The organism is Bradyrhizobium sp. LjRoot220 (genome assembly GCF_964252915.1).
In the GTDB taxonomy this organism is placed as follows: Bacteria; Pseudomonadota; Alphaproteobacteria; order Rhizobiales; family Xanthobacteraceae; genus Bradyrhizobium.
Map to the genome: position 1 here is coordinate 369878 of NZ_CAXUPS020000007.1, position 24532 is coordinate 394409.

Annotated in this window: 33 protein-coding genes; 17 read left to right on the forward strand and 16 right to left on the reverse strand. The window is 62.5% G+C overall.

Annotated elements, in window-relative coordinates:
- Window positions 1-2 precede the first annotated feature (2 nt).
- Complete coding sequence (locus tag ACSQ84_RS27430; protein ID WP_436214833.1) at window positions 3-1169, reverse strand: acyl-CoA dehydrogenase family protein; 1167 nt, start codon at window positions 1167-1169, stop codon at window positions 3-5.
- Between the two features lie 110 nt (window positions 1170-1279).
- Here ACSQ84_RS27430 and ACSQ84_RS27435 point away from each other — a divergent pair, with 110 nt between their 5' ends.
- On the forward strand, window positions 1280-2203 hold the full coding sequence (locus ACSQ84_RS27435; protein WP_436214834.1) for a LysR family transcriptional regulator: 924 nt from the start codon (window positions 1280-1282) through the stop codon (window positions 2201-2203).
- A gap of 6 nt (window positions 2204-2209) precedes the next feature.
- Here ACSQ84_RS27435 and ACSQ84_RS27440 read toward each other — a convergent pair whose 3' ends face one another.
- The 5 genes from ACSQ84_RS27440 to ACSQ84_RS27460 all read right to left on the reverse strand — a co-directional run bounded on the left by ACSQ84_RS27440 (window position 2210) and on the right by ACSQ84_RS27460 (window position 6569).
- Window positions 2210-2800, reverse strand: coding sequence for a thiamine pyrophosphate-dependent enzyme (locus tag ACSQ84_RS27440; protein WP_436214835.1), 591 nt, complete (start codon window positions 2798-2800; stop codon window positions 2210-2212).
- On the reverse strand, window positions 2800-3351 hold the full coding sequence (locus ACSQ84_RS27445) for a phosphonopyruvate decarboxylase (RefSeq protein WP_436214836.1): 552 nt from the start codon (window positions 3349-3351) through the stop codon (window positions 2800-2802). Before ACSQ84_RS27445 ends, ACSQ84_RS27440 begins: the two co-directional genes overlap by 1 nt.
- Window positions 3352-3468: 117 nt before the next feature.
- Window positions 3469-3906 (reverse strand): PaaI family thioesterase, encoded by a 438-nt coding sequence (locus tag ACSQ84_RS27450; protein ID WP_436214837.1) that lies wholly within the window; start codon window positions 3904-3906, stop codon window positions 3469-3471.
- Window positions 3903-5174, reverse strand: a complete 1272-nt coding sequence (locus tag ACSQ84_RS27455; RefSeq protein WP_436214838.1) for a cytochrome P450 — start codon at window positions 5172-5174, stop codon at window positions 3903-3905. Before ACSQ84_RS27455 ends, ACSQ84_RS27450 begins: the two co-directional genes overlap by 4 nt.
- Before the next feature lie 108 nt (window positions 5175-5282).
- On the reverse strand, window positions 5283-6569 hold the full coding sequence (locus ACSQ84_RS27460; protein ID WP_436214839.1) for a cytochrome P450: 1287 nt from the start codon (window positions 6567-6569) through the stop codon (window positions 5283-5285).
- 237 nt (window positions 6570-6806) lie between these two features.
- Here ACSQ84_RS27460 and ACSQ84_RS27465 point away from each other — a divergent pair, with 237 nt between their 5' ends.
- The 3 genes from ACSQ84_RS27465 to ACSQ84_RS27475 all read left to right on the forward strand — a co-directional run bounded on the left by ACSQ84_RS27465 (window position 6807) and on the right by ACSQ84_RS27475 (window position 10326).
- On the forward strand, window positions 6807-7979 hold the full coding sequence (locus ACSQ84_RS27465) for an isovaleryl-CoA dehydrogenase (RefSeq protein WP_436214840.1): 1173 nt from the start codon (window positions 6807-6809) through the stop codon (window positions 7977-7979).
- Window positions 7980-8064: 85 nt separating this feature from the next.
- Window positions 8065-9216: a DUF898 family protein gene (locus ACSQ84_RS27470; RefSeq protein ID WP_436214882.1), complete on the forward strand. Its 1152-nt coding sequence runs from the start codon at window positions 8065-8067 to the stop codon at window positions 9214-9216.
- Window positions 9217-9219: 3 nt separating this feature from the next.
- The gene (locus ACSQ84_RS27475) at window positions 9220-10326 is read left to right on the forward strand and encodes a M48 family metallopeptidase (protein WP_436214841.1); all 1107 of its coding nucleotides are present in this window, start codon (window positions 9220-9222) and stop codon (window positions 10324-10326) included.
- A 38-nt stretch (window positions 10327-10364) separates the two neighbouring features.
- On the opposite strand, the gene ACSQ84_RS27480 is transcribed toward ACSQ84_RS27475, so the two are convergent.
- The 3 genes from ACSQ84_RS27480 to ACSQ84_RS27490 all read right to left on the reverse strand — a co-directional run bounded on the left by ACSQ84_RS27480 (window position 10365) and on the right by ACSQ84_RS27490 (window position 13241).
- Window positions 10365-11363: a LysR family transcriptional regulator gene (locus ACSQ84_RS27480; protein ID WP_436214842.1), complete on the reverse strand. Its 999-nt coding sequence runs from the start codon at window positions 11361-11363 to the stop codon at window positions 10365-10367.
- Window positions 11364-11706: 343 nt separating this feature from the next.
- On the reverse strand, window positions 11707-12519 hold the full coding sequence (locus tag ACSQ84_RS27485; RefSeq protein ID WP_436214843.1) for a DUF2927 domain-containing protein: 813 nt from the start codon (window positions 12517-12519) through the stop codon (window positions 11707-11709).
- 131 nt (window positions 12520-12650) lie between these two features.
- On the reverse strand, window positions 12651-13241 hold the full coding sequence (locus ACSQ84_RS27490; protein ID WP_436214844.1) for a L,D-transpeptidase: 591 nt from the start codon (window positions 13239-13241) through the stop codon (window positions 12651-12653).
- Window positions 13242-13464: 223 nt separating this feature from the next.
- On the opposite strand from ACSQ84_RS27490, the gene ACSQ84_RS27495 reads away from it, so the two are divergent.
- From ACSQ84_RS27495 to ACSQ84_RS27505, 3 genes are all read left to right on the forward strand, one after another.
- Complete coding sequence (locus tag ACSQ84_RS27495) at window positions 13465-15012, forward strand: acetolactate synthase large subunit (protein ID WP_436214845.1); 1548 nt, start codon at window positions 13465-13467, stop codon at window positions 15010-15012.
- A gap of 108 nt (window positions 15013-15120) precedes the next feature.
- Complete coding sequence (locus ACSQ84_RS27500; RefSeq protein WP_436214846.1) at window positions 15121-15636, forward strand: hypothetical protein; 516 nt, start codon at window positions 15121-15123, stop codon at window positions 15634-15636.
- Window positions 15637-15664: 28 nt separating this feature from the next.
- Window positions 15665-17002, forward strand: a complete 1338-nt coding sequence (locus ACSQ84_RS27505) for a M20/M25/M40 family metallo-hydrolase (protein WP_436214847.1) — start codon at window positions 15665-15667, stop codon at window positions 17000-17002.
- A 129-nt stretch (window positions 17003-17131) separates the two neighbouring features.
- Here the strand turns inward: ACSQ84_RS27505 and ACSQ84_RS27510 are convergent, their stop codons facing one another.
- Window positions 17132-18175 carry an HWE histidine kinase domain-containing protein gene (locus tag ACSQ84_RS27510; protein WP_436214848.1) on the reverse strand — a complete coding sequence of 348 codons (1044 nt, stop codon included), beginning with the start codon at window positions 18173-18175 and terminating at the stop codon, window positions 17132-17134.
- Between the two features lie 188 nt (window positions 18176-18363).
- Between ACSQ84_RS27510 and ACSQ84_RS27515 the strand changes: the two genes are divergently transcribed.
- Window positions 18364-18543, forward strand: coding sequence for a hypothetical protein (locus ACSQ84_RS27515; protein WP_436214849.1), 180 nt, complete (start codon window positions 18364-18366; stop codon window positions 18541-18543).
- A gap of 87 nt (window positions 18544-18630) precedes the next feature.
- Here the strand turns inward: ACSQ84_RS27515 and ACSQ84_RS27520 are convergent, their stop codons facing one another.
- Entirely contained in the window at window positions 18631-18831 is a 201-nt protein-coding gene (locus tag ACSQ84_RS27520) for a hypothetical protein (protein ID WP_436214850.1), read from the reverse strand.
- A gap of 198 nt (window positions 18832-19029) precedes the next feature.
- Here ACSQ84_RS27520 and ACSQ84_RS27525 point away from each other — a divergent pair, with 198 nt between their 5' ends.
- From ACSQ84_RS27525 to ACSQ84_RS27555, 7 genes are all read left to right on the forward strand, one after another.
- Complete coding sequence (locus ACSQ84_RS27525) at window positions 19030-19170, forward strand: hypothetical protein (protein ID WP_436214851.1); 141 nt, start codon at window positions 19030-19032, stop codon at window positions 19168-19170.
- Window positions 19171-19348: 178 nt separating this feature from the next.
- On the forward strand, window positions 19349-19633 hold the full coding sequence (locus ACSQ84_RS27530; RefSeq protein WP_436214852.1) for a hypothetical protein: 285 nt from the start codon (window positions 19349-19351) through the stop codon (window positions 19631-19633).
- Window positions 19623-19838 (forward strand): hypothetical protein, encoded by a 216-nt coding sequence (locus tag ACSQ84_RS27535; RefSeq protein ID WP_436214853.1) that lies wholly within the window; start codon window positions 19623-19625, stop codon window positions 19836-19838. The genes ACSQ84_RS27530 and ACSQ84_RS27535 overlap by 11 nt, the downstream gene beginning before the upstream one ends.
- Window positions 19795-20025, forward strand: a complete 231-nt coding sequence (locus ACSQ84_RS27540) for a hypothetical protein (RefSeq protein WP_436214854.1) — start codon at window positions 19795-19797, stop codon at window positions 20023-20025. The genes ACSQ84_RS27535 and ACSQ84_RS27540 overlap by 44 nt, the downstream gene beginning before the upstream one ends.
- A gap of 126 nt (window positions 20026-20151) precedes the next feature.
- Window positions 20152-20379 carry a hypothetical protein gene (locus ACSQ84_RS27545; protein ID WP_436214855.1) on the forward strand — a complete coding sequence of 76 codons (228 nt, stop codon included), beginning with the start codon at window positions 20152-20154 and terminating at the stop codon, window positions 20377-20379.
- Between the two features lie 75 nt (window positions 20380-20454).
- Complete coding sequence (locus ACSQ84_RS27550; protein WP_436214856.1) at window positions 20455-20748, forward strand: hypothetical protein; 294 nt, start codon at window positions 20455-20457, stop codon at window positions 20746-20748.
- 176 nt (window positions 20749-20924) lie between these two features.
- The gene (locus tag ACSQ84_RS27555) at window positions 20925-21080 is read left to right on the forward strand and encodes a hypothetical protein (RefSeq protein WP_436214857.1); all 156 of its coding nucleotides are present in this window, start codon (window positions 20925-20927) and stop codon (window positions 21078-21080) included.
- Between the two features lie 147 nt (window positions 21081-21227).
- Here the strand turns inward: ACSQ84_RS27555 and ACSQ84_RS27560 are convergent, their stop codons facing one another.
- Entirely contained in the window at window positions 21228-21677 is a 450-nt protein-coding gene (locus ACSQ84_RS27560; protein ID WP_436214858.1) for a hypothetical protein, read from the reverse strand.
- Window positions 21678-21865: 188 nt separating this feature from the next.
- Between ACSQ84_RS27560 and ACSQ84_RS27565 the strand changes: the two genes are divergently transcribed.
- A complete protein-coding gene (locus tag ACSQ84_RS27565; protein WP_436214859.1) occupies window positions 21866-22069 on the forward strand; it encodes a hypothetical protein in 204 nt (67 codons plus the stop codon).
- 49 nt (window positions 22070-22118) lie between these two features.
- On the opposite strand, the gene ACSQ84_RS27570 is transcribed toward ACSQ84_RS27565, so the two are convergent.
- From ACSQ84_RS27570 to hspD, 4 genes are all read right to left on the reverse strand, one after another.
- A complete protein-coding gene (locus ACSQ84_RS27570) occupies window positions 22119-22295 on the reverse strand; it encodes a hypothetical protein (RefSeq protein ID WP_436214860.1) in 177 nt (58 codons plus the stop codon).
- Window positions 22288-22524 (reverse strand): hypothetical protein, encoded by a 237-nt coding sequence (locus tag ACSQ84_RS27575; RefSeq protein WP_436214861.1) that lies wholly within the window; start codon window positions 22522-22524, stop codon window positions 22288-22290. Before ACSQ84_RS27575 ends, ACSQ84_RS27570 begins: the two co-directional genes overlap by 8 nt.
- Before the next feature lie 30 nt (window positions 22525-22554).
- A complete protein-coding gene (locus ACSQ84_RS27580; protein WP_436214862.1) occupies window positions 22555-22872 on the reverse strand; it encodes a hypothetical protein in 318 nt (105 codons plus the stop codon).
- A gap of 110 nt (window positions 22873-22982) precedes the next feature.
- Window positions 22983-23438: a small heat shock protein HspD gene (gene hspD / locus ACSQ84_RS27585; RefSeq protein ID WP_436214863.1), complete on the reverse strand. Its 456-nt coding sequence runs from the start codon at window positions 23436-23438 to the stop codon at window positions 22983-22985.
- Between the two features lie 371 nt (window positions 23439-23809).
- Between hspD and ACSQ84_RS27590 the strand changes: the two genes are divergently transcribed.
- Complete coding sequence (locus ACSQ84_RS27590; RefSeq protein ID WP_436214864.1) at window positions 23810-24316, forward strand: ferritin-like domain-containing protein; 507 nt, start codon at window positions 23810-23812, stop codon at window positions 24314-24316.
- The last annotated feature ends 216 nt before the right edge of the window (window positions 24317-24532 follow it).

Sequence of the window (24532 nt, forward strand, 5' to 3'; positions counted from 1 at the left end):
TCTCAGTAGGAGCGGGGCATGCCGAGCACATGCTCGGACACGAACGACAGGATGAGGTTGGTCGAGATCGGCGCTACCTGATAAAGCCGCGTCTCGCGGAACTTGCGCTCGACGTCGTATTCCTCGGCGAACGCAAAGCCGCCATGGGTCTGCACGCAGGCGTTCGCCGCTTCCCAGGAAGCGTCGGCCGCCAGCATCTTGGCCATGTTGGCCTCGGCGCCGCAATCGAGCCCGGCTTCATATTTGCGGGTGGCTTCCTTCACCATCAGTTCGGCCGCACGCATTTGCGCGTAGGCCTTGGCGATCGGGAACTGAACGCCCTGGTTCTGGCCGATCGGCCGGCCGAACACCACGCGCTCCTTGGCATAGGCGGTGGCCTTCGCAATGAACCACTTGGCGTCGCCGATGCATTCGGCGGCAATCAGGATGCGTTCGGCGTTCATGCCGGAGAGGATGTAGCGGAAGCCCTTGCCTTCCTCGCCGATCAGGTTTTCGGCCGGCACCCGCATGTCCGTGAAGAACACTTCCGTGGTGGCGTGGTTCATCATGGTGCGGATCGGGCGGATCTCCAGCCCCTTGCCCTTGGCCTCGCGCATGTCGACGATGAACACCGACAGACCGTCGGTGCGCTTCTTGGCGTCCTCCTTCGGCGTGGTGCGTGCCAACAGGATCATCAGGTCGGAATATTCGGCGCGGCTGGTCCAGATCTTCTGGCCGTTGACGACGTAGCTATCGCCGTCGCGCTTGGCAAAGGTCTTCAGCGAGGAGGTGTCGGTGCCGCTGGTCGGCTCGGTGACGCCGAACGCCTGCAGCCGCAACTCGCCGCTGGCGATCTTGGGCAGCCATTTCGCCTTCTGCTCGTCGCTGCCGTGCCGCAGCAGCGTTCCCATCGTGTACATCTGGGCATGGCAGCCGCCGCCATTGCACCCGGCGCGCTGGATCTCTTCGAGGATCGCGGCCGCGGCGGAGAGCTTCAGCCCGGCACCGTTGTATTCCTCGGGGATCAGCACCGAGAGATATCCGGCCTGCGTCAGCGCGTCGACGAACTCGCTGGGATACTTCATCTCGCGGTCGAGCTTGCGCCAGTATTCGCCGGGGTATTGCGCGCAGAGTTTTGCTACCGCGTCGCGGATGTCGGCGTATTCGTCGGGCTGTTCGTGTGCGGTCATTTGAAGTGCCGGCGTTGCGTTTGCGGATGGGCTTGCAGTTGTGAAACCACCGTGAAGTCCCTATGCTCAATTGTTATAGCGTATTAACCTGCATTCCAAGATTGGCAAGCATGGATTTCCGACAGCTGAGGACGTTCAGTTGCGTGGCTGAGCTCGGAAGCCTCAGCAAGGCCTCCGACACGTTGCGGGTCGCGCAGCCGGCGCTCAGCCGCCAGATCAAGCTGCTCGAACACGAGCTGCGCGCCGAGCTGTTTACCCGCAACGGCCGCGGCATGGTGCTGACCGACGCCGGCCGCCTGCTGCTGGCGCGGACGGCGGGCATCGTCCGGCAGATCGATCAAATTCGCGACGATATCCAGTCCTCCGGCGGACCGCCCTCGGGACGGGTGGTGCTGGGGCTGGTTCCGACCGTGAGCTGCGTGATTTCCGCGCGCCTCGCCCGGCGCACCGTCGAAAGCTATCCCGGCATCTCGCTCTGCATCGTCGAGAGCTACAGCGGGCATTTGATCGAATGGCTGCACCGCGGCCAGATGGATCTCGCCGTGATCTATGGGCCGTCGGCCGATCTGCATCTGACCGTTCAACACCTCGGCCGTGACAAGATCGTGGCGGTCGGCCCGCGCGGTTGCGGGCTGACGCGGAAGAAGCAGGTCGATATCGGCTGGCTGCTGCGGCAGCGGCTGGTGCTGCCCAGTCATTCGCACGGGCTCCGGACGCTGATCGAGCAAGCGGCAGCGAAGAAGAAACTGAAACTCGACGTCCAGGTCGAGGCCGATTCGTTTCGGGTGCTGACCAGCCTGGTCGAGGAGGGGCTCGGATATGCGCTGCTGCCGCCGTCCTCGCTGCGCGCGGAAATCGCGGACGGACGGCTGGAAGTTGCCACGATTGCCAAACCCTCGCCGATGCGCGAACTCACCATCGCTTCACCCATTGAGCATCCCGGTTCGACCGCCATCACGCTCGTCACTGATCTGCTCCGCAAGGAGGTCGACGCCTGCCGCAAGGAAGGCTTGTGGGATATCCAGGTCGGCTGAAGCGAATTACGTAACCGCAAATCCCAGATTTTCCCGAAACCGGTTTTTCAGATACACGCCATCCCGCGGTGGCAGCGCGCGGTCGACATGGCCGGTAGCGATACGAATGCGCGCCAGCCGCGGCCCCTGGTCGATGCGCTGCAGCGTGGGCCGATAATCATTGATGCCCTTGATGTCTGTGATCTCGGTGACCGAGCGAAAGCCCGCGCCGGTGGCGATCACGTCGAGCTGAGCGCCGAGGCCGGAATGGCTGACCTGCATGCCCGTCTCGCCGAAATGGCCATTGTCGAGAATGACGATGGTCAGATTGCCCGGCGTCTTGGCGGCGATGGTCAGCAGGCTGCCGATGCCCATCAGTTGCTCGCCGTCGCCGGTAATGACGGCGACCGGCCGCTTCGGCTGCGCCAGCGCGAGGCCAAGGCCGACCATGCCGGCGCCACCCATCGCGCCCCACAGATAGAAGTTGGCAGGGTTCTCGCCGGCATCGAACACGTCGTAGGACGCCGAGCCGAGACCGGTCACCACGAGCAGATCCTTGCGGTCGGCGAGCAGGGCCTTGACGGCCTCGCGGCGACCAAGCGTGAAATTCTGGACCATCACTTCGTCTCCGTCCATTTCTTGCGGCCGAGCATGCGCTGCGAAATCAGCACCGCGATCTGCTGGTCGCTTTCGAACGCGAGCGCGCAGGCGGCCGAGATGACCTCTTCCGCATCCTCGGGACGATCGAGCCTGAACACGGTGACGCCCATGATCTCGAAGGCCTGTTGCGTCGCTTTTCCCATCGGGATCTGCCACGGATTGAACTCGGCCCATTCGCCGCGCATCGTCACCAGGGTCAGGAACGGCAGGCGGCAGGATGCCGCCAGCGAAAACATGTTCACGCAATTGCCGACGCCGCTCGACTGCATCAACAGGACCGCGCGGTCGCCGCCGAGCCAGGCGCCGGCACTGAGCGCGACGCCCTCCTCTTCGGTGGTCAGCACGGTGGTCTGGATCGAAGGATCGGCGTGCGACAGCTCGATCAGCCGGGAGTGGCCGGCATCGGGCACGTAGGAGATTTGCGAGACGCCCGATGCTTTCAGCGTCTGGTAAATCTGGAGCGGCCAGTCCTGGCCGATTTTGGCATCGTTCCCGACAACATCGTCCATAGCGGCCCCGGTTTTGGGTCATGTCTCATGCCTGACCACGCGCAAGGCTTAGACCAGAACGTAGCAGTGCCGCCTTCACATCTGGTTCAACCTGCCATGCCGCTATTCTATAGGGGGCTAGCGGATCGCTCCCGCCGGCAGGTCGAGCGCGCGCATCGTGGCGGTGCAGAACGCGCAAAGCCGCTCGGACCTGTCGTCCCTGGCGAAGACTTCCACGGTGGCGACGCCGATCGAGCCCGACATTTTCAGGATACTGGCGCGGGCGATCAGCTCATTGCCGTCGGCGGGCGCGAGGAAGTTGACCTTGATCTCGACGGTGACCCCGATCTTGCCCTGCGGCAGCCCCGATGTGACGGCGATCCCGGCGGCCTGATCGGCCAGCGCCGTGATTACACCGCCATGGAAATGGCCGAAGAACTGCACGAGATCGTCGCGGCGCGTCAAAGCGAGTTCCGCGTGCCCCGGCGTGATCGTGACGATGCGAAAGCCCGCCGCGCCGGTAAAGCCCTTGGCGTTGATGGCCTCGGCGAAGCTGGGCGGGTTAAGCTCGCTCAAGAAATACGCACCGGCAAGGATTCGATGCCGCGCACAAAACTCGAATAGACCCGCTTCGGCTCGCCGACCACCTCGATGCGATCAAACCGCTTCAGCATTTCCTGCCACACGATCTTGAGCTGCAGCTCGGCCAGCCGCATGCCGACGCAGCGGTGGATGCCGAAGCCGAACGAAAGGTGGGTGCGGGGCCGGGCGCGGTCGATGATGAACTCATCAGGCTTGTCGATGCCCTCTTCGTCGCGGTTGCCCGAGACGTACCACATCACGACGCGGTCACCCTTCTTGATCTGCTTGCCGCCGATTTCGGTGTCGACCAGCGCGGTGCGCCGCATATGCGCCAGCGGCGTCTGCCAGCGGATCACTTCCGGCACCATGGAATCGATCAGCGCCGGATTGTCGCGCAGCTTCTGATACTGCTCGGGGTGCTCGTTCAGCGCCAATACCGAGCCGCTCATGGTGTTGCGGGTGGTGTCGTTGCCGCCGACGATCAACAGGATGATGTTGCCCATCAGATTGTCGGGGTCCATGTGCCGCGTCGCTTCGCTGTGCGCCATCATGGACAGCAGGTCGTTGCGCGGCTCGCTGTTGACGCGCTCGTTCCACAGCTTGGAGAAATAGGCGTAGCATTCGTCCATCTCCCGGCGTCGCTGCTCCGGCGATTCCACCACGCCGCTCTTGGGCAGCGCGGTCGAGACGTCCGACCAGCGCGTCAGCTTGCGGCGCTCTTCCCAGGGGAAGTCGAACAGGGTTGCCAGCATTTGCGTCGTCAGTTCGATCGAGACGCGGTCGACGAAGTTGAAGGTTTCGTTGCGCGGCAGATTGTCGAGCACCTTGCAGGCCCGCTCGCGGATCAGGATTGCCAGTTCATCGAGATGGGTCGGCGTAAACATCGGCGACACCGTCTTGCGCTGCGAGGAGTGCCGCGGCTGGTCCATCGCGATGAAACTCGGATAGTCATAGCCGGGCGGCACGTCGCGGATCGAAATGCCGCCGAGTGTCGAGTCGGAGGAGAAGATGCCGTGGTTGGTGTCGACATGCATGATGTCGTTGTATTTGGTCACCGACCAATAGGGCTCGATCGGCGAGTTGGTGCAGTAGTGCACCGGCTCTTCCTTGCGCAGCCGCTCGAACCATGGCCACAGCGTGTCGTTCTGGAACAGTCTTGGCGCACCCGGGTGGAATTCCCTGAGTGGCGTCGAATAGGCTTCCTCGCGCGCAGCGCGCAGAAGCTCTTGTCTGTCGGCTCGGATCGCGCTCTGGACGTTCATCGTCAGTCATCCCCGGGGGTGCAAGGAACCGTAACGGTAATGTATTAGACTATAACTTGTGCGCGCTCGATGCGCAAAGCCCGTGCAGATGGCTGATGGAACGCCCGCCTAATTCGCGATGCGGGCCGGCAGGGTTTCGTAACCCTTGACAAAACTTGAATAAACCCGCTTCGGCTCACCCATCACCTCGATCTTGTCGAAGCGCTTGAGGATCTCCTCCCAGATAATTTTCAATTGCAATTCCGCAAGGCGGAGACCGACACAGCGGTGGATGCCGAAGCCGAAGGAGATGTGGGTGCGGGGCCGGGCGCGGTCAATGATGAACTCGTAGGGGCGTTCGATCATCTCCTCGTCGCGGTTGCCCGAGACGTACCACATCACGACCTTGTCGCCCTTCTTGATTTGCTTGCCGCGGAACTCAATGTCCTCGAGCGCGGTGCGCCGCATATGAGCCAGCGGCGTCTGCCAGCGAATCACCTCGGGGACGAAGCTGTCGATCAGCGCGGGATTGTCGCGCAGCTTGCTGTACTGATCCGGATTTTTGCTCAGTGCATAGATGCTGCCCGACAGCGTGTTGCGGGTGGTGTCGTTGCCGCCGACGATCAGCAGGATCAAATTGCCGAGGAAATTCTTCGGGTCCATGTCGCGCGTGGCTTCGCTGTGCGCCATCATCGACAGCAGATCGCTCTTCGGCGGCTGGTTGATGCGGTCCTTCCAGAGGTCGGCGAAATACGCCGCGCATCCCAGCAGTTCAGCCTGTCGCTCTTCCTCGGTGGCGACGAGGCCGCCGGGTCCGGGAAGCGTCGTTGCGATGTCCGACCAGCGCGTCAGTTTGCGGCGGTCCTCCCAGGGGAAGTCGAACAGCACGGCCAGCATCTGCGTGGTCAGTTCGACGGAAACGCGGTCGACCCAGTCGAACACTTCGTTTCGCGGCAAATTGTCGAGGCATTCGGTCGAGCGCTTGCGGATGTTGATCGCAAGCTGGTCGAGATGGGTCGGCGTGAACATCGGCGCCACGGTCTTGCGCTGCGCCGAGTGGCGCGGCTGGTCCATGGCGATGAAGCTTTCGCGGCGGAAATCGTTTGGGACATCGCGGATGGTGATGCCGCCGAGCGATGCGGCGGATGAGAACACCGCGTGATTGGTCTCGATGTCCATGATGTCGTTGTATTTGGTGATCGACCAATACGGCCCGAACATGCTGTCCTTGCAGTAGTGCACCGGCTCTTCGCGGCGCAGCCGGTCGAAATACGGCCAGAATGAATCGGTCCTGAACAGTTCGGGATCGCCGGGATCGAATTCCGCCAGCGGCAGCGAATAGGCGCGCTCGCGCGCCGCCTTCTGCCAGGAGTCCAGTTCGGTGGATTCCTGGGTGAGTTCGATGGTTCCATGCATGGAGCGGCTCCCTGACTGTTTTTCCGCACGCCGGGATAGGGTCCGGCTGGCGGTATTTTGGGGCCGATTACAGCCGTTCGTACGTGCCGGGGCAAGGGACAGTTTTCGATTGCTTCGGCCGCCTGAACTCTACGCCGACCGAGGCCGATACGGAGCCGTATCAATCCCCGTGACAAGCGCGTCGGCAGGCGTTAAGGCTTATCCCAACAACGATATTTCGCCGGAGGCCGCCCGACCATGATTCCCAATTCATATCGGATGTTCAATTTCGATCTCGGTGAAACCGCGGATGCCATTCGCGAGACCGTGTTTGCCTTTTCGAGCAAGGAGATCGCGCCGCGCGCGGCCGAGATCGACAGGAGCAACCAGTTTCCAAGGGATCTCTGGCCCAAGATCGGCGCGCTCGGCCTGCACGGTATTACCGTCGAGGAGGAATATGGCGGCACCGGGCTCGGCTACCTCGAGCACTGCATCGCGGTCGAGGAAATGTCGCGGGCCTCAGCGGCGGTCGGGCTGTCCTACGGCGCGCATTCCAACCTCTGCGTCAACCAGATCCGCCGCAATGGCAGCGATGCGCAGAAGCGCAAATATCTGCCGAAGCTGATCTCGGGCGAGCATGTCGGATCGCTGGCGATGTCGGAACCCAATTCCGGCTCCGACGTGGTGTCGATGGCGACGCGCGCCGACAAGAAGGGCGATCGCTTCGTGCTGAACGGCAGCAAGATGTGGATCACCAACGGGCCTGAGGCCGACACGCTGGTGGTCTATGCCAGGACCGACGCCAATGCCGGCCCGCGCGGCATCTCGGCGTTCATTGTCGAAAAGGGCATGAAGGGATTTTCGACCGCGCAAAAGCTCGACAAACTCGGCATGCGTGGCTCCGATACCTGCGAACTGGTGTTCGACAATTGCGAGGTGCCGGAAGAGAACGTGCTCAGCGACGTCGGCCGCGGCGTCAACGTCTTGATGTCGGGCCTCGACTATGAACGCGCGGTGCTGGCCGCGGGTCCGATCGGCATCATGCAGGCCTGCATGGATGTGGTGCTGCCTTACGTGCATGAGCGCAAGCAATTCGGCCAGCCGATCGGCACCTTCCAATTGGTGCAGGGCAAGCTCGCCGACATGTACACCACGATGAACGCCTCGCGTGCCTATGTGTACGCGGTGGCGAAGGCCTGCGACCGCGGCGAGACCACGCGCGAGGACGCCGCCGGTGCCATCCTCTATTCCGCCGAGAAGGCGACGCAATGCGCCCTCGACGCCATCCAGCTGCTCGGCGGCAACGGCTACATCAACGATTATCCGACCGGGCGGCTGTTGCGGGACGCCAAGCTCTACGAAATCGGCGCCGGAACCAGCGAAATCCGGCGTATGCTGATCGGGCGCGAATTGTTCGACAAATCGGCGTAAATGAACCGGATCACACTCCAGCCGACAAATCCGTGATCTAAACCCGATTTGTTGCCCGCGAGCTGGGAGTTGATCCGTGAACGAGATGAGTTGGACCCCGCTGGGGCCGCCATCGCTACCGCCCTTGCCTAAACCGCCGCCGATGCCGGTGGGGTTTTCCGGCAGCCGTGGTGAGTTCTTTCAACTGGTCAAGCGCGGCGCCGGGCTGGAATTGGTGACGCTGGGCTTCTACCGGTTCTGGCTCACCACCGACATCCGCCGCCATCTCTGGAGCAATACCCAGATCGACGGCGACGGCGCCGAATATACCGGCCGGGGCCGCGAATTGCTGATCGGGTTCCTGGTCGCGCTGGCGATCCTGGTGCCGATCTATCTGGCCTACTTTCTCGCCGGCCTCGAGGCCGAGCATTACAAGGCGTTCGCCAGCATTCCGCTGGTCGCCTTCTTCTATCTGTTCGGGCAGTTCGCGATTTTTCGCGCCCGCCGCTATCGCCTGACGCGCACGGTGTGGCGCGGCGTGCGGTTCTGGATGAGCGGCTCGGGCTGGGTCTATGCCTTGCAGGCGTCGCTATGGGGCCTTTTGAGCATGGTGACCTGCGGCCTCGCGCTGCCATGGCGCACGGCGGCGCTCGAGCGCTACAAGATGCGCCATTCCTATTACGGCGATCTGCAGGGAAGCTTTGAGGGACGCGGCTGGGAGTTCTTCAAGCGCGGCTGGTGGCTGTGGCTGCTCGCACCGATGGCGTTCCTGATGCCGTTCCTGGCACCTTTCATCTACGGCGCGTTCAAGGCGGTGGAATGGCGCTGGTGGCTGTCCGGAATCCGGATCGGCGGCGTGCGTCTGGAATCAGGATTGCCGCGCGGCCGCCTGATCGGCCTGTACTGGAAGGTGGTCGGCTGGATCGTCGTGCTCGGGCTCGTCTTCACGCTCTATCTCGCGGCTGCCGCGGCGCTGGTGGGCAGCATGAGCGGCGACGGCTTCGCCGAGTTCTTCAGGTCGCAGGAGTTTTCGAAGAGCATTCCGCTGCTGGTGCTCGCCGGCATCGGCTACCTGATGTTCGCGCTGGCGATCAACATCGTGATCCGCGTCTATCTGATGCGCGATCTCTGGCTGCGGGTGCTGGAATCGATCAACATCCACGGCATCGAGGCGGCCGCCAATGTCTCGGCCAAAGGTGAATTGGCCAATGCGCTCGGTGAAGGCTTTGCCGATGGCCTCGATGTCGCGGGTTTCTAGCTCATGACCGGTATTGCCATGGACAGTGACGCGCCGAAATCGGGTCCGGCGATCTACTTCGATGGCAAATCGAACCAGCGGCGCGCCGTCACGCTGCATCTTGCTGACGGGCTCGACATTCGCGACGGTGAAACGACGCTTGCGGTGTGGGCCTATGCCGATATCCGCCGCGCCGACGGTCCCTCCGGCATGCTGCGTCTCAGTTCTCTGACGGCGCCTGGATTGGCGCGGCTGGAGATTCGCGATGCCGCGTTCGCGGCCGATCTGGTCTCGCGCTGCGCCAGCCTGGATGAGAACACCCCCGGCCGCCGCGGTGTTGCGGCGATCGTCGGCTGGTCGCTCGCCGCCACGGTCTCGATCATCGCGGTGGTGTTGTTCGGTGTCCCGCTCGCCGCCGATCGTTTGACGCCGCTGGTGCCGGATGCCTTCGAGCGGCGGCTCGGCGAGGCCGCGGACAGTCAGATCAAGACGCTGTTCGACGCCAGGGTTTGCGACAATACGGCCGGAGAAAAAGCCTTCGCCAAGCTCATGACCGCGATCCGCGAATCCGCAGGGATGGATACCTCCGTTCAATCCAGCGTGCTGTCTTCCGCTGTGCCCAACGCCTTCGCGCTGCCGGGCGGCCGGGTCTACATGTTCAACGGATTGCTGGAGAAGGCCGAGAACCCCGACGAGATCGCGGGCGTGCTGGCGCATGAACTCGGCCATCTCAAGCATCGCGACAGCATGCGCGGATTGATCCGCGACGGCGGCACGTCGTTTCTGGTCGGATTACTGTTCGGCGACATCACCGGCTCCGGCGCCCTGATCTTTGCTTCCCGCACGCTGGTCACCTCGTCGCATTCGCGCGAAGCCGAGCAGGATGCCGACAGCTTTTCGATCGACGTGATGCACAGGCTGGGCCGGCCGACCAAGCCGATGGGCGAACTGCTGGTTCGGATCACCGGCAAGGGAGGCAAGGGGCTGTCCATCATCTCCAGCCATCCCATGAGTGAGGATCGGCTGGCGCGGATGACCCGGGAAGACCGGCCGGCCACCAAGCCGCCGCTGCTGACGCCCGTGGAATGGCGCGCGCTGAAATCGATCTGCGTGTCCGATGGCAAGATCTGACGGCTGGAAGAATCTGATGGCTGGTCAGCCAGGTCTGATTAGCTTTGCGCGCTTTTGCGCGGTCGTGGGGCGGCCACCTGCGCCGGCAGGGTATCGGTCGGCTTCAAATCCCATACCGTCCGCATGACCGAGAAGGCGTGCGAGATCACCGGTTCGTGCCGCCGCGATGTCAGGCAGGCAAAGCTGAGATCGCAGGTCAACGTCAGCTTGTCGGCGACGACGAAATTCCGCTTGCGGGTGACGCGATCGAGGATGCAGTCGCGCACGAGGCTGAGGCAGATGCCGGATTCGACGAAGCCGATCATGGCTTCTTCCTGCTCGGTATAGGCAACGCGCTTCGGCAGCGAGCCCATGGGGCGGAAGATATTGTCGAGCAGGCGCCGATGCGCCGAGTGCGGCGGCGTTGCAAGCCAGGGCAGATCGATCAGGTCGGCCCAGTCTTTTCCGAGCACCCTGTCGCTCCATTCCGCGGGGGCAATCACCAGGTACGAGTAGCGCTTCAGCGGCGCGATCTGGTATCTTCCGTCGTCGATGTGGCGCTCCGAAAAGCCTGGAGACGCCATGGATTCGGCAGGCGTGGCATCGACATAATATCCGGCGTCGAGCTCGCCCTTGCCGATCTGCGCCAGCACGTCGTCGGTCATACCGTAGCGAAGGAAGACTTCGGTCTTTTTCGAGGAGGTGGCCAGGCTCCGCACGAAAGGTCCGAGCCGGATGAACTCGGGATCCAGAATCGTGCCGACCCGAAGCGATGCCCGCACCGACTCGCGCAAGGAATCTGCCATCGTCTTGAAGTCAGATGAGGCCGATATCGCCTTGTGCGCCAGCGGCAGCAGGGCAGCGCCGGCTTCGGTCAGGGTAAAGCCGCCAGGTGTTCGGTTGAAAAGCTGCAGACCGGTACTTTCCTCCAGACCTTTCAGCTGCAGACTGACCGCCGGCTGGGTCAGGTTCAACAAACTGGCCGCACGCGACACAACGCCTTCGCGCGCCACGGTAATGAAGCAGCGCAATGCCTGGGTGCGGGGGAGGTCATTCATTTGAAAAGCTTATATCGATTTCCTTGATCTCATAGACCGGATTCACCCCCGCAAGTAACAATTTTACACTGGAATAACTCTACGTTGTTGTCTGCCAAAACCTTGAGCACAACTCTGGCCGGCCCCTTCCCGGGCTGATGATAAGAGTTCGCTGACATGATTTGGCTCCCTTGGCCCCGCGCCGCCTAGCGGGTTCGGCGCATCGGCGAGCCATGCATATTTGCGGGAAACTTCCCGAGCGGCCCGTCCAGCTGGCAGTTTGGCCGCTGGGTGACAGCATCGCCTCGGTGCGCGTCACGCAAGGGCTGATCTGGCGGGGTGCGCGTCTCGCCTCCCGGGTGATTCAATCCGTCAGATTATTGACCTTGCGCACCCATGCCCGGACGTCGGCGAGCACGTCCGGCAATATCGCCCGGACCTCCTGCACGGTCATGCCGGCCTTGATCCGGGGATCGTAGAGCAGGTTGAGCAGGTACTGGTCGTAGACGCCGAAATAGCCCATCGACACATTGTCGTTGAACATGGTCCAGGGCACGGTCGGGGTGTCGTTGATCGGGCCGAGCGATTGCAGCAATTCCTCATAGGCGCAATCGAGGAAGACGAAGTCGCCATTGTCGACGGTGAGGATGACGTCGGAATGCTCGATCTCGAACCTTTCGTTCTTGCGGAATCCGCTCAGGCATTGCGGATCGAGCGAGGAACGAATTTCGCGCGCGCGTTCGCTGCCGTAGAAGGTTGTAATGGTGCGGTTGAGGTCGCGGTCCCGCACCAGTTTGACCAGCACATTGGCATCATCGTTGCTGGCAGCCATCGCGATATCGAGGTGCTGAACCCGTGCCGCGATGTCGGCGACGATCTTTGCGAGCTGGGCCTTGCGGTCGGCGCGGGTGCCGTCGGCGAATACCCGCACCGGCGCTTCGTACTTCCGGATGCGGTCGACGCGGCCGGCGAGATGATATTCGGCGCCGAAGGCAATCTTGAAAAAGCCTTCGATGATCTCACGGTCGGTGAAGATCTTCTTCTGAACGCGCTGACGCTGGGCGACCGCGGGAATTTCGGCCCATACCGTGCCGGGCAGGGCCACCTCGCCGAGCGCTACGGCGGCCAGAGCGGCTACGAGCATTTGCGAAAATCGAGACCGGCCAATTGCGCTCATTATGGCTCGACGCTGCCGCAATCGGCGCGTGCGCGCAAGACCTGGTCACGCCAAACGAGGCTTGCCTGGGTCAACAAGTCTTGTTCGCGCGTTCACGTAGAACGCCGCTGGCGCCCCGGCGTTGCGCGCGGCTAGTTTCGCACGATTACCGGGGTGCCGACCGAGACGCGGCTATACAGATCGGTCACATCGTCATTGGTCATGCGGAAGCAGCCGGAGGAGACCGCCTGTCCGATCGTCTCGGGCTCGTTCGATCCGTGGATGCGATAGAGCGTCGATCCCAGATACATCGCGCGGGCGCCGAGCGGATTGTCGATGCCGCCTTTCATGTGGCGCGGCAGATCAGGCCGCCGTGCCAGCATCTGCGATGGCGGGGTCCAGCTCGGCCATTCCTTTTTCGCGGTGATGCGGTGGGTTCCGCTCCAGCGGAAGCCGTCGCGGCCGACACCGATGCCGTAACGCAGCGCCTGGCCGTTGCCAACCACGAGATAGAGCCGCCGCTCGGCGGTGTTGATGTAGATCGTGCCCGGGGCATAGTTGCCCGCAAAGCTTACGGTCTGCCGCGAGATCGGGCCCGATCCGCCGCCGCCACTTCGGAAATTTGGGCCGCCGCCCAGGATGTCGCGCATGTCGAAGAAGCCCCCGAACTCCTGGGCTTGCGCCTGGCCGACACCGGCCAGCACCGTCACCGCCGCCAACAACAAAGCAAAAACCCGGATCATTTTTCTTCCTCGTGAAAAATCAGAATATGCAACGAGACAGGCCATAACTGCCGCGATTTCGCAAGCAAAGAGCCCGTGAGCCGGTGATTTTCAAACGCGGCGGTTAAAAAAGGCAACACATCGGAGGCGATGGCTGCATTGTGCGGCTAAACCTTTGACGAAACGGGTGAAGAATGATTGATCTGGAAGTCTCGAAAGAACAGTCGCGAACGGGAGCGAGACCATGAACGGTGCGGAAAGTCTGGTGCGGACACTGGTCGCGGGGGACGTCGATGTCTGCTTCACCAATCCCGGCACCTCGGAAATGCATTTCGTCGCCGCGCTGGACCGGGTCGAGGGTATGCGCTGCGTGCTGGGCCTGTTCGAAGGGGTGGTGACGGGCGCTGCCGACGGTTATTTCCGCATGAAGGGCACCCCGGCTTCGACGCTGCTGCATCTCGGGCCCGGGCTCGCCAACGGCCTTGCCAATCTGCACAACGCCAAGAAGGCCAATTCCGGCATCGTCAACATCGTCGGCCAGCACGCCACTTACCACATCGAATACAATGCGCCGCTGACCTCCGACATCGAAGGCCTGGCGCGGCCGATGTCGTCCTGGGTCCGGACGTCGCCGGATGCGAAATCGGTCGCCCGTGACGGTGCTGCCGCCATCGCCGCGGCGAGCGGTGCGCCGGCGCAGATCGCAACCTTGATCCTGCCGGCCGACACCGCGTGGAACGAAGCCGACGGCGTCGCCGAGGTGCCGGTGGAATCGCAGCGTCAGAGCTACTCCCCGCAGGCCGTCGAGAACGCGGCCAGGGTGCTGCTGCGCGGAGGCGAACAATCCTTGCTGTTGATGACCGGCAGCGCGGTCACGGAGAAGGGACTGGCGCTGGCGGCGCAAATCGCGGGCAAGACCGGCTGCAGGGTGATGGGGCCACTGGCCAGTCCGAGGATGGCGCGCGGACGCGGACGGTTTTCGATCGAACGGGTGCCTTACGTGATCGAACAGGCGCAGGCGGCGCTGAAGGGTTTTCGGCACATCGTGCTGGTCGAAGCCAACGATCCCGTGGCGTTTTTCGCCTATCCGAACAAGCCCAGCCTGCTGAAGCCTGAGGGGTGCGAGGTCCATCGCATGACCCAAAGCGGCGAGAATTCGGTGGCGGCGCTGGAAGCGCTGGCCGGCGCGCTGGGCGCCAGGCCCGCGGATGTGAAGCCGCAGCCCAAGGTCGAACTCGTCAAGCCGACCGGCGCCCTGAACCATGCGTCGATTGCCCAGGCGATCGCCATGGCGGTTCCGGACAACGCCATCCTCGTCGACGAATCCATCACCACAGGACGTGGCTTCTTTCCGCTGACGGCAGGGGCCGCGCCGCACGACTGGATCCAGAATCTGGGCGGCTCGATCGGATATTCGACCCCGGTCGCGACCGGCGCGGCGATCGCCTGCCCGGACCGCAAGGTGATCTGCATGGTCGGCGACGGCAGCGCGATGTACACGCTACAATCGCTGTGGACGCAGGCGCGCGAAGGCCTCAACGTCGTCACGATTGTGTTCGCTAATCGGATCTACCAAATCTTGCGTGGCGAGTTCGACGGCGTCGGCGCCGGCGAGCCGGGACAGCGCGCGCTCGACATGCTCAAGATCGATCGTCCGACCATCGACTTCGTCGCGCTCTCCAAAGGCATGGGCGTGCCGGCCCGCGCGGTCGACAATGTCGATGATCTCGTCAAGGCGCTGGCGGAAGCCGTCGCCGAGCCGGGGCCGCGGCTGATCGAAGTGCAGATGTGACGGCTTTGAAGCCGTCATTCCGGGATGGTGCGCTAGCACCAGACCCGGAATCTCGAGATTCCGGGTTCGATGCTTCGCATCGCCCCGGAATGACGATCCGGAGGCGACATGCAGACCGAGCTGAACAAGGTCGTCGCGGCGCTGTCAGAGTTTTACGCGCAGGAAACTTTCCTGCTGGAGAAGGACGTCGGTGAGCGTGCGCTGACGCACCGGCTGGCGGTGCATTTCGAAAAGCAGTTCCAGGGTTGGCAGATCGATTGCGACTACGACCGGCTCGGTGAGCGAACGCTGCGGCTGCCGCATGGCTCGATCATCTCGACCGACGACCACCTCGGCAAATCCATCTACCCCGACATCGTCGTGCACCAGCGCGACATCCCCAACAATCTGCTCGCGGTCGAGGTCCGGAAATCAACCAATCACCAGCCGCTTGAACATGACCAGCACAAGCTGCGGGCGCTGACCGATCCGCATCTGTGGTTCGCCTACTGGATCGGCGTGTTCGTGACGCTCGGCAGGAAGCAGGTCACGATGTCGGAAGTCTATAGCGGCGGCGTGATCGACCCGGTCCTGTCGATCTGGTTCGCCGAGCGGCTGAAGGATACGGGTTTACGTGCGGGCTGAGGCCTGCGAGACGAGAGGAAAATCATTGATGGGTTTCAAATGCCTGGGTTTCAAACATTTGGGTTTCAAACGCGCGATCCTGACGGTCGCCTTCGTCACGGCAGCTTCGCAGGCCTTCGGCCAGGCCGCTCCCGCGCCGGCGCTTGAGCCCATCCTCGCCCATCCCAAAATCGTCAAGACGCTCGACGACATCAAGGCCGATGACGGCAGGACCTTCGAGGAGCAGAAGCGCATCACCGAAATTCCGGCGCCGCCCTTCAAGGAGAAGGTGCGCGCCGAATATTACCAGAAGCGGATGCAGGAACTCGGCCTCAAGGACGCCGCGATCGACAGCGAAGGCAACGTCATCGCGCTGCGCAAGGGTTCGGCCGGCGGCCGTCCCAAACTCGTGGTGTCGGCGCATCTCGACACGGTCTTTCCCGAAGGGACCGACGTGACGGTGAAGGAAAAGGACGGCGCCATTGTCGCGCCCGGCATCGGGGACGATTCCCGCGGGCTGGCGGCGCTGCTGTCGCTGGTGAAGGCAATGAACGGCAACGACGTCGCGACCGTCGGCGATATCCTGTTCGTCGGCACCGTCGGCGAGGAGGAACTCGGCAATCTCAGAGGGGTCAAGGCGCTGTTCCGCGATCACAGGGATATCGACGGCTTCATCTCGATCGACGGGCTCGGCATCACCCGCGTCGTCAATCAGGCGACCGGCAGCCACCGCTTCGAGTTCGTGTTCAAGGGCCCCGGCGGCCATTCGTTCCAGGAGTTCGGCCTGCCGAGCGCGATCCACGCCATGGGCCGCGCGATCGCCAAGATCTCCGAGCTGCAGCCGCCGCCCGATCCCAAAACCACTTTCACTGTCGGCACTGTCATCGGCGGCACCTCGGTCAATGCCATCGCCGCCGAGGCGCGGATGGCGGTCGACATGCGCTCGAATTCGACGGAGGAACTTCTAAAACTCGAGGCGCGCCTGCTCGATCTGGTCAAGGAGGCGGTGGCCGATGAAAACGCGCGCTGGAAATCCGACAAGCTCAGCGTCGAAGCGAACATGATCGGCGACCGCCCGGCCGGAATCGTGTCGATGGATTCCCCGATCGTGCAGGCGACGCAGCGCGCGGTCGCCGCCGTCACCCGCGCGCCGCGTGTGACCTTTGCGGGCTCCTCAACCGACTCCAACATCGCGATGTCGCTCGGCATTCCCGCGGTGACGATCGGCGGCGGCGGCGAGGGCGGCAATTGGCACTCGCGCAACGAATGGTTCAAGCCGACCGACGCCTGGTACGGCCCGCAAAACGCGCTGCTGACGGTCTTGATGCTGACCGGGCTGGACGGCGTGACCAAGCCGGCGCTGGCGGTGCGGCAGGGGGCGAAGTAAGCGTCGGGCCACATGGTTCGAGACGCGCGGCATTGCCGCGCTCCTCACCATGAGGAACTAAGTCCTCGTCCTGAGGAGCTACGGGTAAGCGTGGCGTCTCGAAGGATGAAGCCACCGAACTGGAATCAGCTACGCGCCAATCCCCGGGAACGACAATTCGCAGGCGAGCCCGTCGGGCTTCCACTGCCGCATGATCCGGCCGCTCAATGTGCGGACCATGCCGTCGATCGCATCTATGCCAAATCCCTTGCGGGTGGGCTCCGCAACTCCGGGGCCGCCGGATTCGGTCCATTGCAGCACCAGGCTGTCGGCCGCATCGACCTGCCAGCTAATCTCGATCTTGCCCTTGGGCCCCGAGAGCGAGCCGTATTTGGCGGCGTTGGTCGCGAGTTCATGCACGGCCACCGCGATGGCCTGCGCGAGTGAAGCCGGAAGCCGGACGTCGGTCCCGCTCATGCTGACCCGCGTCGAGCCATAGGGCCGCAGCTCTTCATGAATGATGGTCTGGATGCTCGCGCCGGTCCAGCGCGACACCGAGAACAGCCGCTGCACGTTGGCGAGCGCGCGCAGCCGGCCCTGGAACGCGGTCTGGAACTCTTCGGCGGTATCGGCCTTGGTCAGCCGCAGCATGGCCTGGATCACGGCGAGCAGGTTGTTCGAGCGATGATCGACTTCGCCGGTCAGCAGCATCATGTGCTCTTCGGCCTGCTTGCGGGTGGTGATATCCACCAGCATGTTGACGGCGCCGAGCAGCCGGCCTTCGTCGTCGCGCAGCGGCGTCGGATAGGGCATGAAGCAGATGCGCGAGCCGTCGGGCCGTTCGGCGATCGCCTCGACGTCGCGCACCGGGCGATTTTCCTTGAGTGCGATCGCCATCGGACAGTCTTCGTGGCGCAGCGGCGTTCCGTCCGGCCAGAACAGTTTCCATGTCACGCACCACATGTCGCCGATCTCTGGGGTGCGACCGGCGAATTCGATGCAGGCCTGGTTGAAGAACGTGATCCGGCCTTCGGCATCGGTGGTGTAGATGGCGGCGGGCAGCGCCTGCAGCAGATCGCGGAACTGCTTCTCTTGCGATGCCGTGTCGGCAGGGGCCGCGGTGTTCCTGATGGCGTGGTGCGCCAGGATGCTTTCGAGATCGGCTTCTTCGGAGCGCCTGAGCAAATTCAACATAAATAATTCCTTCCCCGCCCGCGACTCCAATTCGTCACAAAGTCAAACGTTCCCGCGGTCCACGAATATGGCCTTTTTGCCGCCGGTGCCGTTCGGCCGGCCGCCAATTGGACAAATTGTCAGCAAATTGCGGTCAAAGCCGCACTCAAATGTCCTGGCCAGTTTTCAAGTGTGTAAGGGGAACTTGCATGGCGTACAGGATCGTGGCGGAGCGGGAAAACGAAACCGTCAGGATGGACAGGATGAGTTCGCTGATGGCACTCGCCAAGGCGCGGGTGTGGGCCAGCGAAGGTTGGGACGTCACCATTATCGTCAAGGATGAGGATGAACTGGCGCCCGCGAAGATGGACCGTCTGTTGCCGGTGTGACGTGTGCGATGGATGTTCGCGCCGACAGCGCGCAGCAATGAAAAAAAGGCCGCCGGTGGGCGGCCTTTTTTGTGATTGTCGCGTGGTTTACTTCGCGGCGTCGGTCTTCGCCTTGCTGACCTTCTTCGTGGTCTTCTTGGGCGCCATCTTGTCGCCCTTGCCGGTGGCGTCGCCACTCTGCGCTGCGGTTCCGGTGGTGCCGCCCATCTTGTCCTGGGCAACAGCCGGGGCGAGGGCGGCCGTTGAGACAAAGGCTAGCGCTGTGGCGGCGACGATCAGTTTACGCATCGGATGCATCTCCTTTTTTGAAGCAGTTATTCCGGCGCCCTTCAACGGAGGCCACGCCGCATCCGTTCCCTTGCCGGGATCAGCTGTCCGTGAGTTGGACGTGTTCAGCACGATGAAGCGTTCTCGTCTGGCGTGACGGAACCGGGAACCTCGGCCGGCGTTATCGCAGGCAGGGCAGGGTTCTCAAGGAGATGCGCCATGCATTGGCGATCAGCGATCGCGGATGCCGACGTGATGCGCGGCACCGGCCAGGACAATATCCTTTACGCAACCGGATGGACCATCAGCGGGCTCGCGACCCTGGCCACCATCGTCGCGGTCTGGGTATTCGGGATCTGATTTAAGCGACGGCTCACGCGACCCGCTTGCCGCCGGGCACGCGCAGGCCTGCGCCGTGCCCGATCAGCCGGTCGATCGGGCGGCACCGCGCAAAAGATTCTTTGCCTGACCCATTTTCTTAACTTGATATTTGTTCTTTGTTTGTTCTCTATAGGCTCCAACCCCGGTGAGGTGAGCCATGGACAACAGACTGAACGAAATCCGCAGGAAAATCAGGTTCTTACGCGCTCAAATGCTGAGCGCCGAGCAAACCATCCGCCAACAGATCAAGCGCGACGAGGGCTGTGCCGAAGCCTCGATCCAGCTGATGGCCATGCGCGTCGTGATGCTCGGGCTGATCGGCGAGCGAAACCGGCTCGGCGGCGAGGAACGCCTGCTCGATGTCGATGAGCGGCTGAAGCTGGATTGCCGCGCCGTCGGCCGAGGGCCGTTGAAAGGCGCGCGCGGCCGCCGTGTGCGATGACGCATGGAAATCAAGGATCGACGACCTGCGCCGGCAGCTTGCTGAACTGGGTTCGACAATCCGGAGGCTGGACCAATCCGGCCTCGACAACGCGACGGCGCAGCTGCTGCTTTCGCGCAAGCGGGCGGCGCTGGAAGATTTGATGAAGAGAGGCCGCTCCGATGCCGTCAGATCCGCTGAAATGGTACGATCCCAACGCGGATAATCCGCCCTGGATCAAGGCGCTCGCCGAAGTCCGGATGTTGGCCTGCCGCGAGGGCTGGTGCTACCAGCACGTTCAGGCCATCATCGTCTCGATCGACCAGTACGCGGAATCAGCGCTCGGCAATCGCGGCTACTTCCTGAACAAGCCGCACCGCATCGGTGGCGCGAGGAGCGATGACGTCCCCTGAACGAGACGGCCCCTGATTCAGGACAGCATCATTCAGGACAGCATCGCTGACCGCATCGCGCCGCGCGAATTCCTTCAAGCCGCTGTCGATCAGGGAACAGGGCAGACCTGACGGCGTTTGCCGATCATGATCGAGACGCTGCCACGACTGATTGAAAATTCCTTCCTGATTGCCTGGGACTATCTGGAGGCCACGGGCGAACTCGGCCATCCCGACACGGCGGCTCGTCATTTGCTGGATACAATCGAGACCATGGTCCTTCAAGGCGAGCGCCGCCAGCTGCTTCTCTCCAACAAGGCCATCGCCTCCTACCAGCGTTTCAGCGCGGAGCAGGGCCTGCCGCTGGCTTCATAGGAACGGCGCGCGTTGACGGGCGTTCTTGATCTCACGCGGGGTCAGCAGTACTTCGCGAACGCTGGGGAGGATGTCATGGAACGCGGGTTCAAGAGCGCTGAAGCGTATCGCGCGACGGCCCTGCTCTGCCGTCAACAGGCCGCGTACGATCCGGACAATAGCTGGAAGTTGCTCGGTGAGGCCGAGCGGTGGGAATACCTCGCTGAACAGATATTGGTTTCCCGCCAGAAAAATCGCACGGCCGAAGGCTCCGAATCGTCTATCGAGACAGCGACGAACGTCGCGCCTTCACCGTCGAAGACTTCGCCGCCGAAGGCGATGGCGACCCGGTCGCGTGCGCTACCCTCGAAGCCGCCGCGCTATGGGTAATCCTGCAGGACGAGGCGCTGGCCGTTCCATCCGCCACATCCGACCGATCCAAATTTAGGTCGCTATGTCGGGAACATGACATAAGGATCGGCGTTGCCGTCCTATCGCCGTCCTGCCTTGGGCCTCTACCGGTGACAGAGAGTGTTGTGCTCCCGCCTGAAAAGCAGGGGTGAGCGATGTGCGAAAAGTGCACTGAACTCGATGACAAGATCGAACACTACAAGCGCATATCAACCTATGTGACCGACCAGCTCACGCTGGAGGGGATCGCCGGATTGATAAAGCAGATGAAGGCCGAGAAGGCCGCGCTCCATTCCGGGCAAAGGCAATGAGGGCATCGTCAAGGCGTCGATGCCCGCGCGCAGTTGGAACTCCGCGGTGACGCCGACTTTGAGCCCTCGGCCAGCCCGGCGGTTGTTTTTCTTTACGCGCAGCTCTCCCGCAGGGAAATTCGCCAGGTCGATTTCAGCGATGGGATTTCAGCGATGAGACGTATCGAGATCGCCGGCTGACCGGCTCTCTTCTCTTGCACTCTTGCGTTGTCGAACCAGGATTTCCCCATCTTCGGCGATGGTCACCAGGCCCCGCTTTTCCAGCCAGAGCAAACCGATTGCCAATTGCCTCAGGTCGTTTCTCGCATGGCCCACGGGTAGTTTGCGGGCGCGCCTGAGCACGTCGGCGGCTTGCCTTCGCACCGGCGAAATCGATTTGTCCGAAAACTGTTTCATGGCCTGTCCTGCCTGGAACACGGCGGGCCGGGAGACCGAAGCTCGTCGCTGATGCGCAAGGCCTCGTCTGCCTGCCTGGCCCAGCGCAGAATATTCTCGCGATCCTCGCCGGCCGCCATCGCCCTGGCCTTTGAGCCGCTGCGCTTCTGCCGCCAGGCGTTGCGCGAAGCTCGCCTTGTGCTTGATCCGTTGCCGCTTCATGGCGTGGTCCTCCATTACCAACCATCGCGGGATAGAAGCGCCATCTCGCCGGTCGGTCTGTCCGGTAGCGAACACGGATCCGGCCTATACTGCAGGGCCTCTCGTGATTTGTTCGGCTGAGGAACGGATGCCGGGACAAGGGGTTTCCCAACAGACCCCTCAAGGGATTTTCTGCGCAGGAGGGCCCCATGAGCAAACAAATTCCGAGCAAAGAAACCCCGAGCAAAAAAAGTCCGAGCAAAGAAAGCCCGACCCGCGATCACCGGCAGCGAACCGACTGGGGCTCGCATTCCCAGACCGACAAACCCTGGAAAGGCCCGCCCGAGAAGGAGCAGAAGCCGAGCGACGAGACGCCCGTTCTGGAGAAGTGGCAGCGGAGCGATACGCACTGACCGTCGGCCATTGGAATGCGCGCACGACTGCGGGTTTGAGCGCCGCTGACTACGCGGCGCGTCGATCGGACAGTCGTGCCAATGAAGCCAGAAATTTCTCCTCCTTCCCGATCAGCCGTCTCAGCCGCTCGCTTTCATCATGCGAGGTGGACGAAGCGAGCAGACGCTCGCAATGGCTGATCACGTTCTGGCCGCTGCGGACCAGAAAGGTCTCTGCCTCAGGCATGGCCGGCCTCCCAACCGGATCCAGCGGTCCTGGCGATGGCCGGCGCCGGAATTTTGAAGCTGACCGGAAAGGTGGAAGCCGCGAGTTTATCCATCGCGCTCTGTTCTTCCGACAGCCGCTTTTCGATAAACCGGCGCTCCAGTTCCGTCAGTTGGGTCTTCAACAGCCGCCGATAGCGGTCGATGTTGTTGCGATGCGTGCGCAACAGCGCGAATTTCTCGTCGATCATCGTGGTCTCGTTCTCGCTATAAAATATTGTCTACGCTGCGATGCCCCCGCGGGCGGTCGATTTCAGCCGGGCGGGCTTGCCGCCTGGCGGATCCCTGGGTTCTGAATCCAGCTCCGATAAGGCTTCGAGCACCTCATCGATGGTTATCCGGCGGTAAGACTCCGGCAGTTCCCGGAGCGCCGGATTTGATGGCACGGCGGCCGCGTCCGATGCCCAGGATGCCAGGATCGCCCGCTTCTTGGCCATCGAGATGGCCGGGTCCGCGACCACGTCGCGGGGGCGGGCGTAAGCCGTGCCGGGGTGCAAAATCCGGTTCAGGTCGATAACGTTGTCAGCATGATCAATCATCGAAAGCCCTCCTTCTCCTTTCCGCGAGACACTTCCGGTTAGAGGCTAATGGATGACGTTCCCGCCCGGCTGATCCGGGCGGGAGCTGCGTGGCTACAAGGCGAAATTATTTACGCGGCCTTGGCCTCGAGCTGCTGCACGTTGCCGGCCGGCGCTCCATTGATGGCGATCCGCCGCGGCTTCATGGCCTCGGGAATTTCCCGCACCAGTTCGATCTGCAGCAATCCATTCTCGAACGCCGCGCTCTTCACCTCGACATGGTCGGCCAGATTGAATTGCCGTTTGAACGGCCTTGCCGAGATGCCCCGGTAAAGATACTCGCGCTCGGTCTTGTCGCGCTTGTTGCCCTCGATGACGACGACGTTCTGTTCCGCCGTCACGGAGATTTCGTCGAACGAAAAGCCGGCGACGGCCAGCGAAATCTGGTAGCGATCTTCGCTCAGCCGTTCGATGTTGTATGGGGGATAATTGTCCTCGCCGGCGCGCTGGGCGGTTTCAGCGAGGTCGAACAGGCGGTCGAAGCCGATGGTCGAGCGCCAAAGGGGAGAGAAGTCGTAAGTGCGCATAGCCAAATCCTCCAAAGAGCAAAATGGGTACGAGCGGCACCGGACACGACCGGTGCCCGTCTCCAGTCCCTGACCCTTCAGGCGTCGGGAACACCACCGTAATGGCAACAAATAATAGGAAAAAACCGATTTTGGTTTCAAGGGGGACGTAAAAATTTTTGCTGAAAGCGGAACGGCAAGCGCCGGGCGATCAGCGGCGCTTGCGCACGTTGCTCAGCTTACGCCGCTGCCGGATTGCAACCTTCAACGCGTCAGCCGGAAGCGGCCGCTGCCGTCCTCCGCAAAACGGATTGCCGCAGCAAGGCCATCCGAGGAACAACTTGAGGTACGGCCGGTTCTACTGGGGCAAATTCCAACAGCCGGAGGTCGTCATGTCGAAAGAGAAAGCATTGAAAGACCTGTTTCTCGATACGTTGAAGGACATCTATTTCGCGGAAAAGAAGATCCTCTCGGCATTGCCGAAGATGGCCAAGGCGGCGCAGTCGTCGAAGCTCAAGGCGGCTTTTGAAAAGCATCTGACTGAAACCGATGGCCACGTCGAGCGGCTGGACCAGGTGTTTGCGTCGATCGACGAAACCCCCAGGGGCAAGACCTGCGATGCCATCATGGGAATTATCGATGAAGGCAAGGAAGTCATGGGCGACTACAAGGGCATGCCCGCCCTCGACGCCGGCCTTCTGGCTGCGGCGCAATCCGTCGAGCACTACGAGATCGCCCGCTACGGCACGCTGAAGACGTGGGCGAACGAACTGGGTTACAGGGACGCCGTGAAACTGCTCGACGCCACCCTCAAGGAAGAAAAGGCGACGGACAGCGCCCTGAGCCAGCTCGCGGAAACCGAAGTCAACCATCACGCGGAGACGGCGAAAGCCGCGTAAGCTGGTAAGCGGTTGCGACGGGGCCCCGGCCGCACGCCGGGGCCCTGCTGCTGTTTGCCAAGTCGCGAGATCCACCAATTGAAGGGTCTTGCGACAAAGTAGCCCGACGGGCAAATCATTTCCGATTTGCGGAAACTGTGTCAAGCCCCAAAATAAAAAATATTTCGCTTTTACAGAATCAAAATCAGAGATACATATTCGGCCATCCCGTCCTAC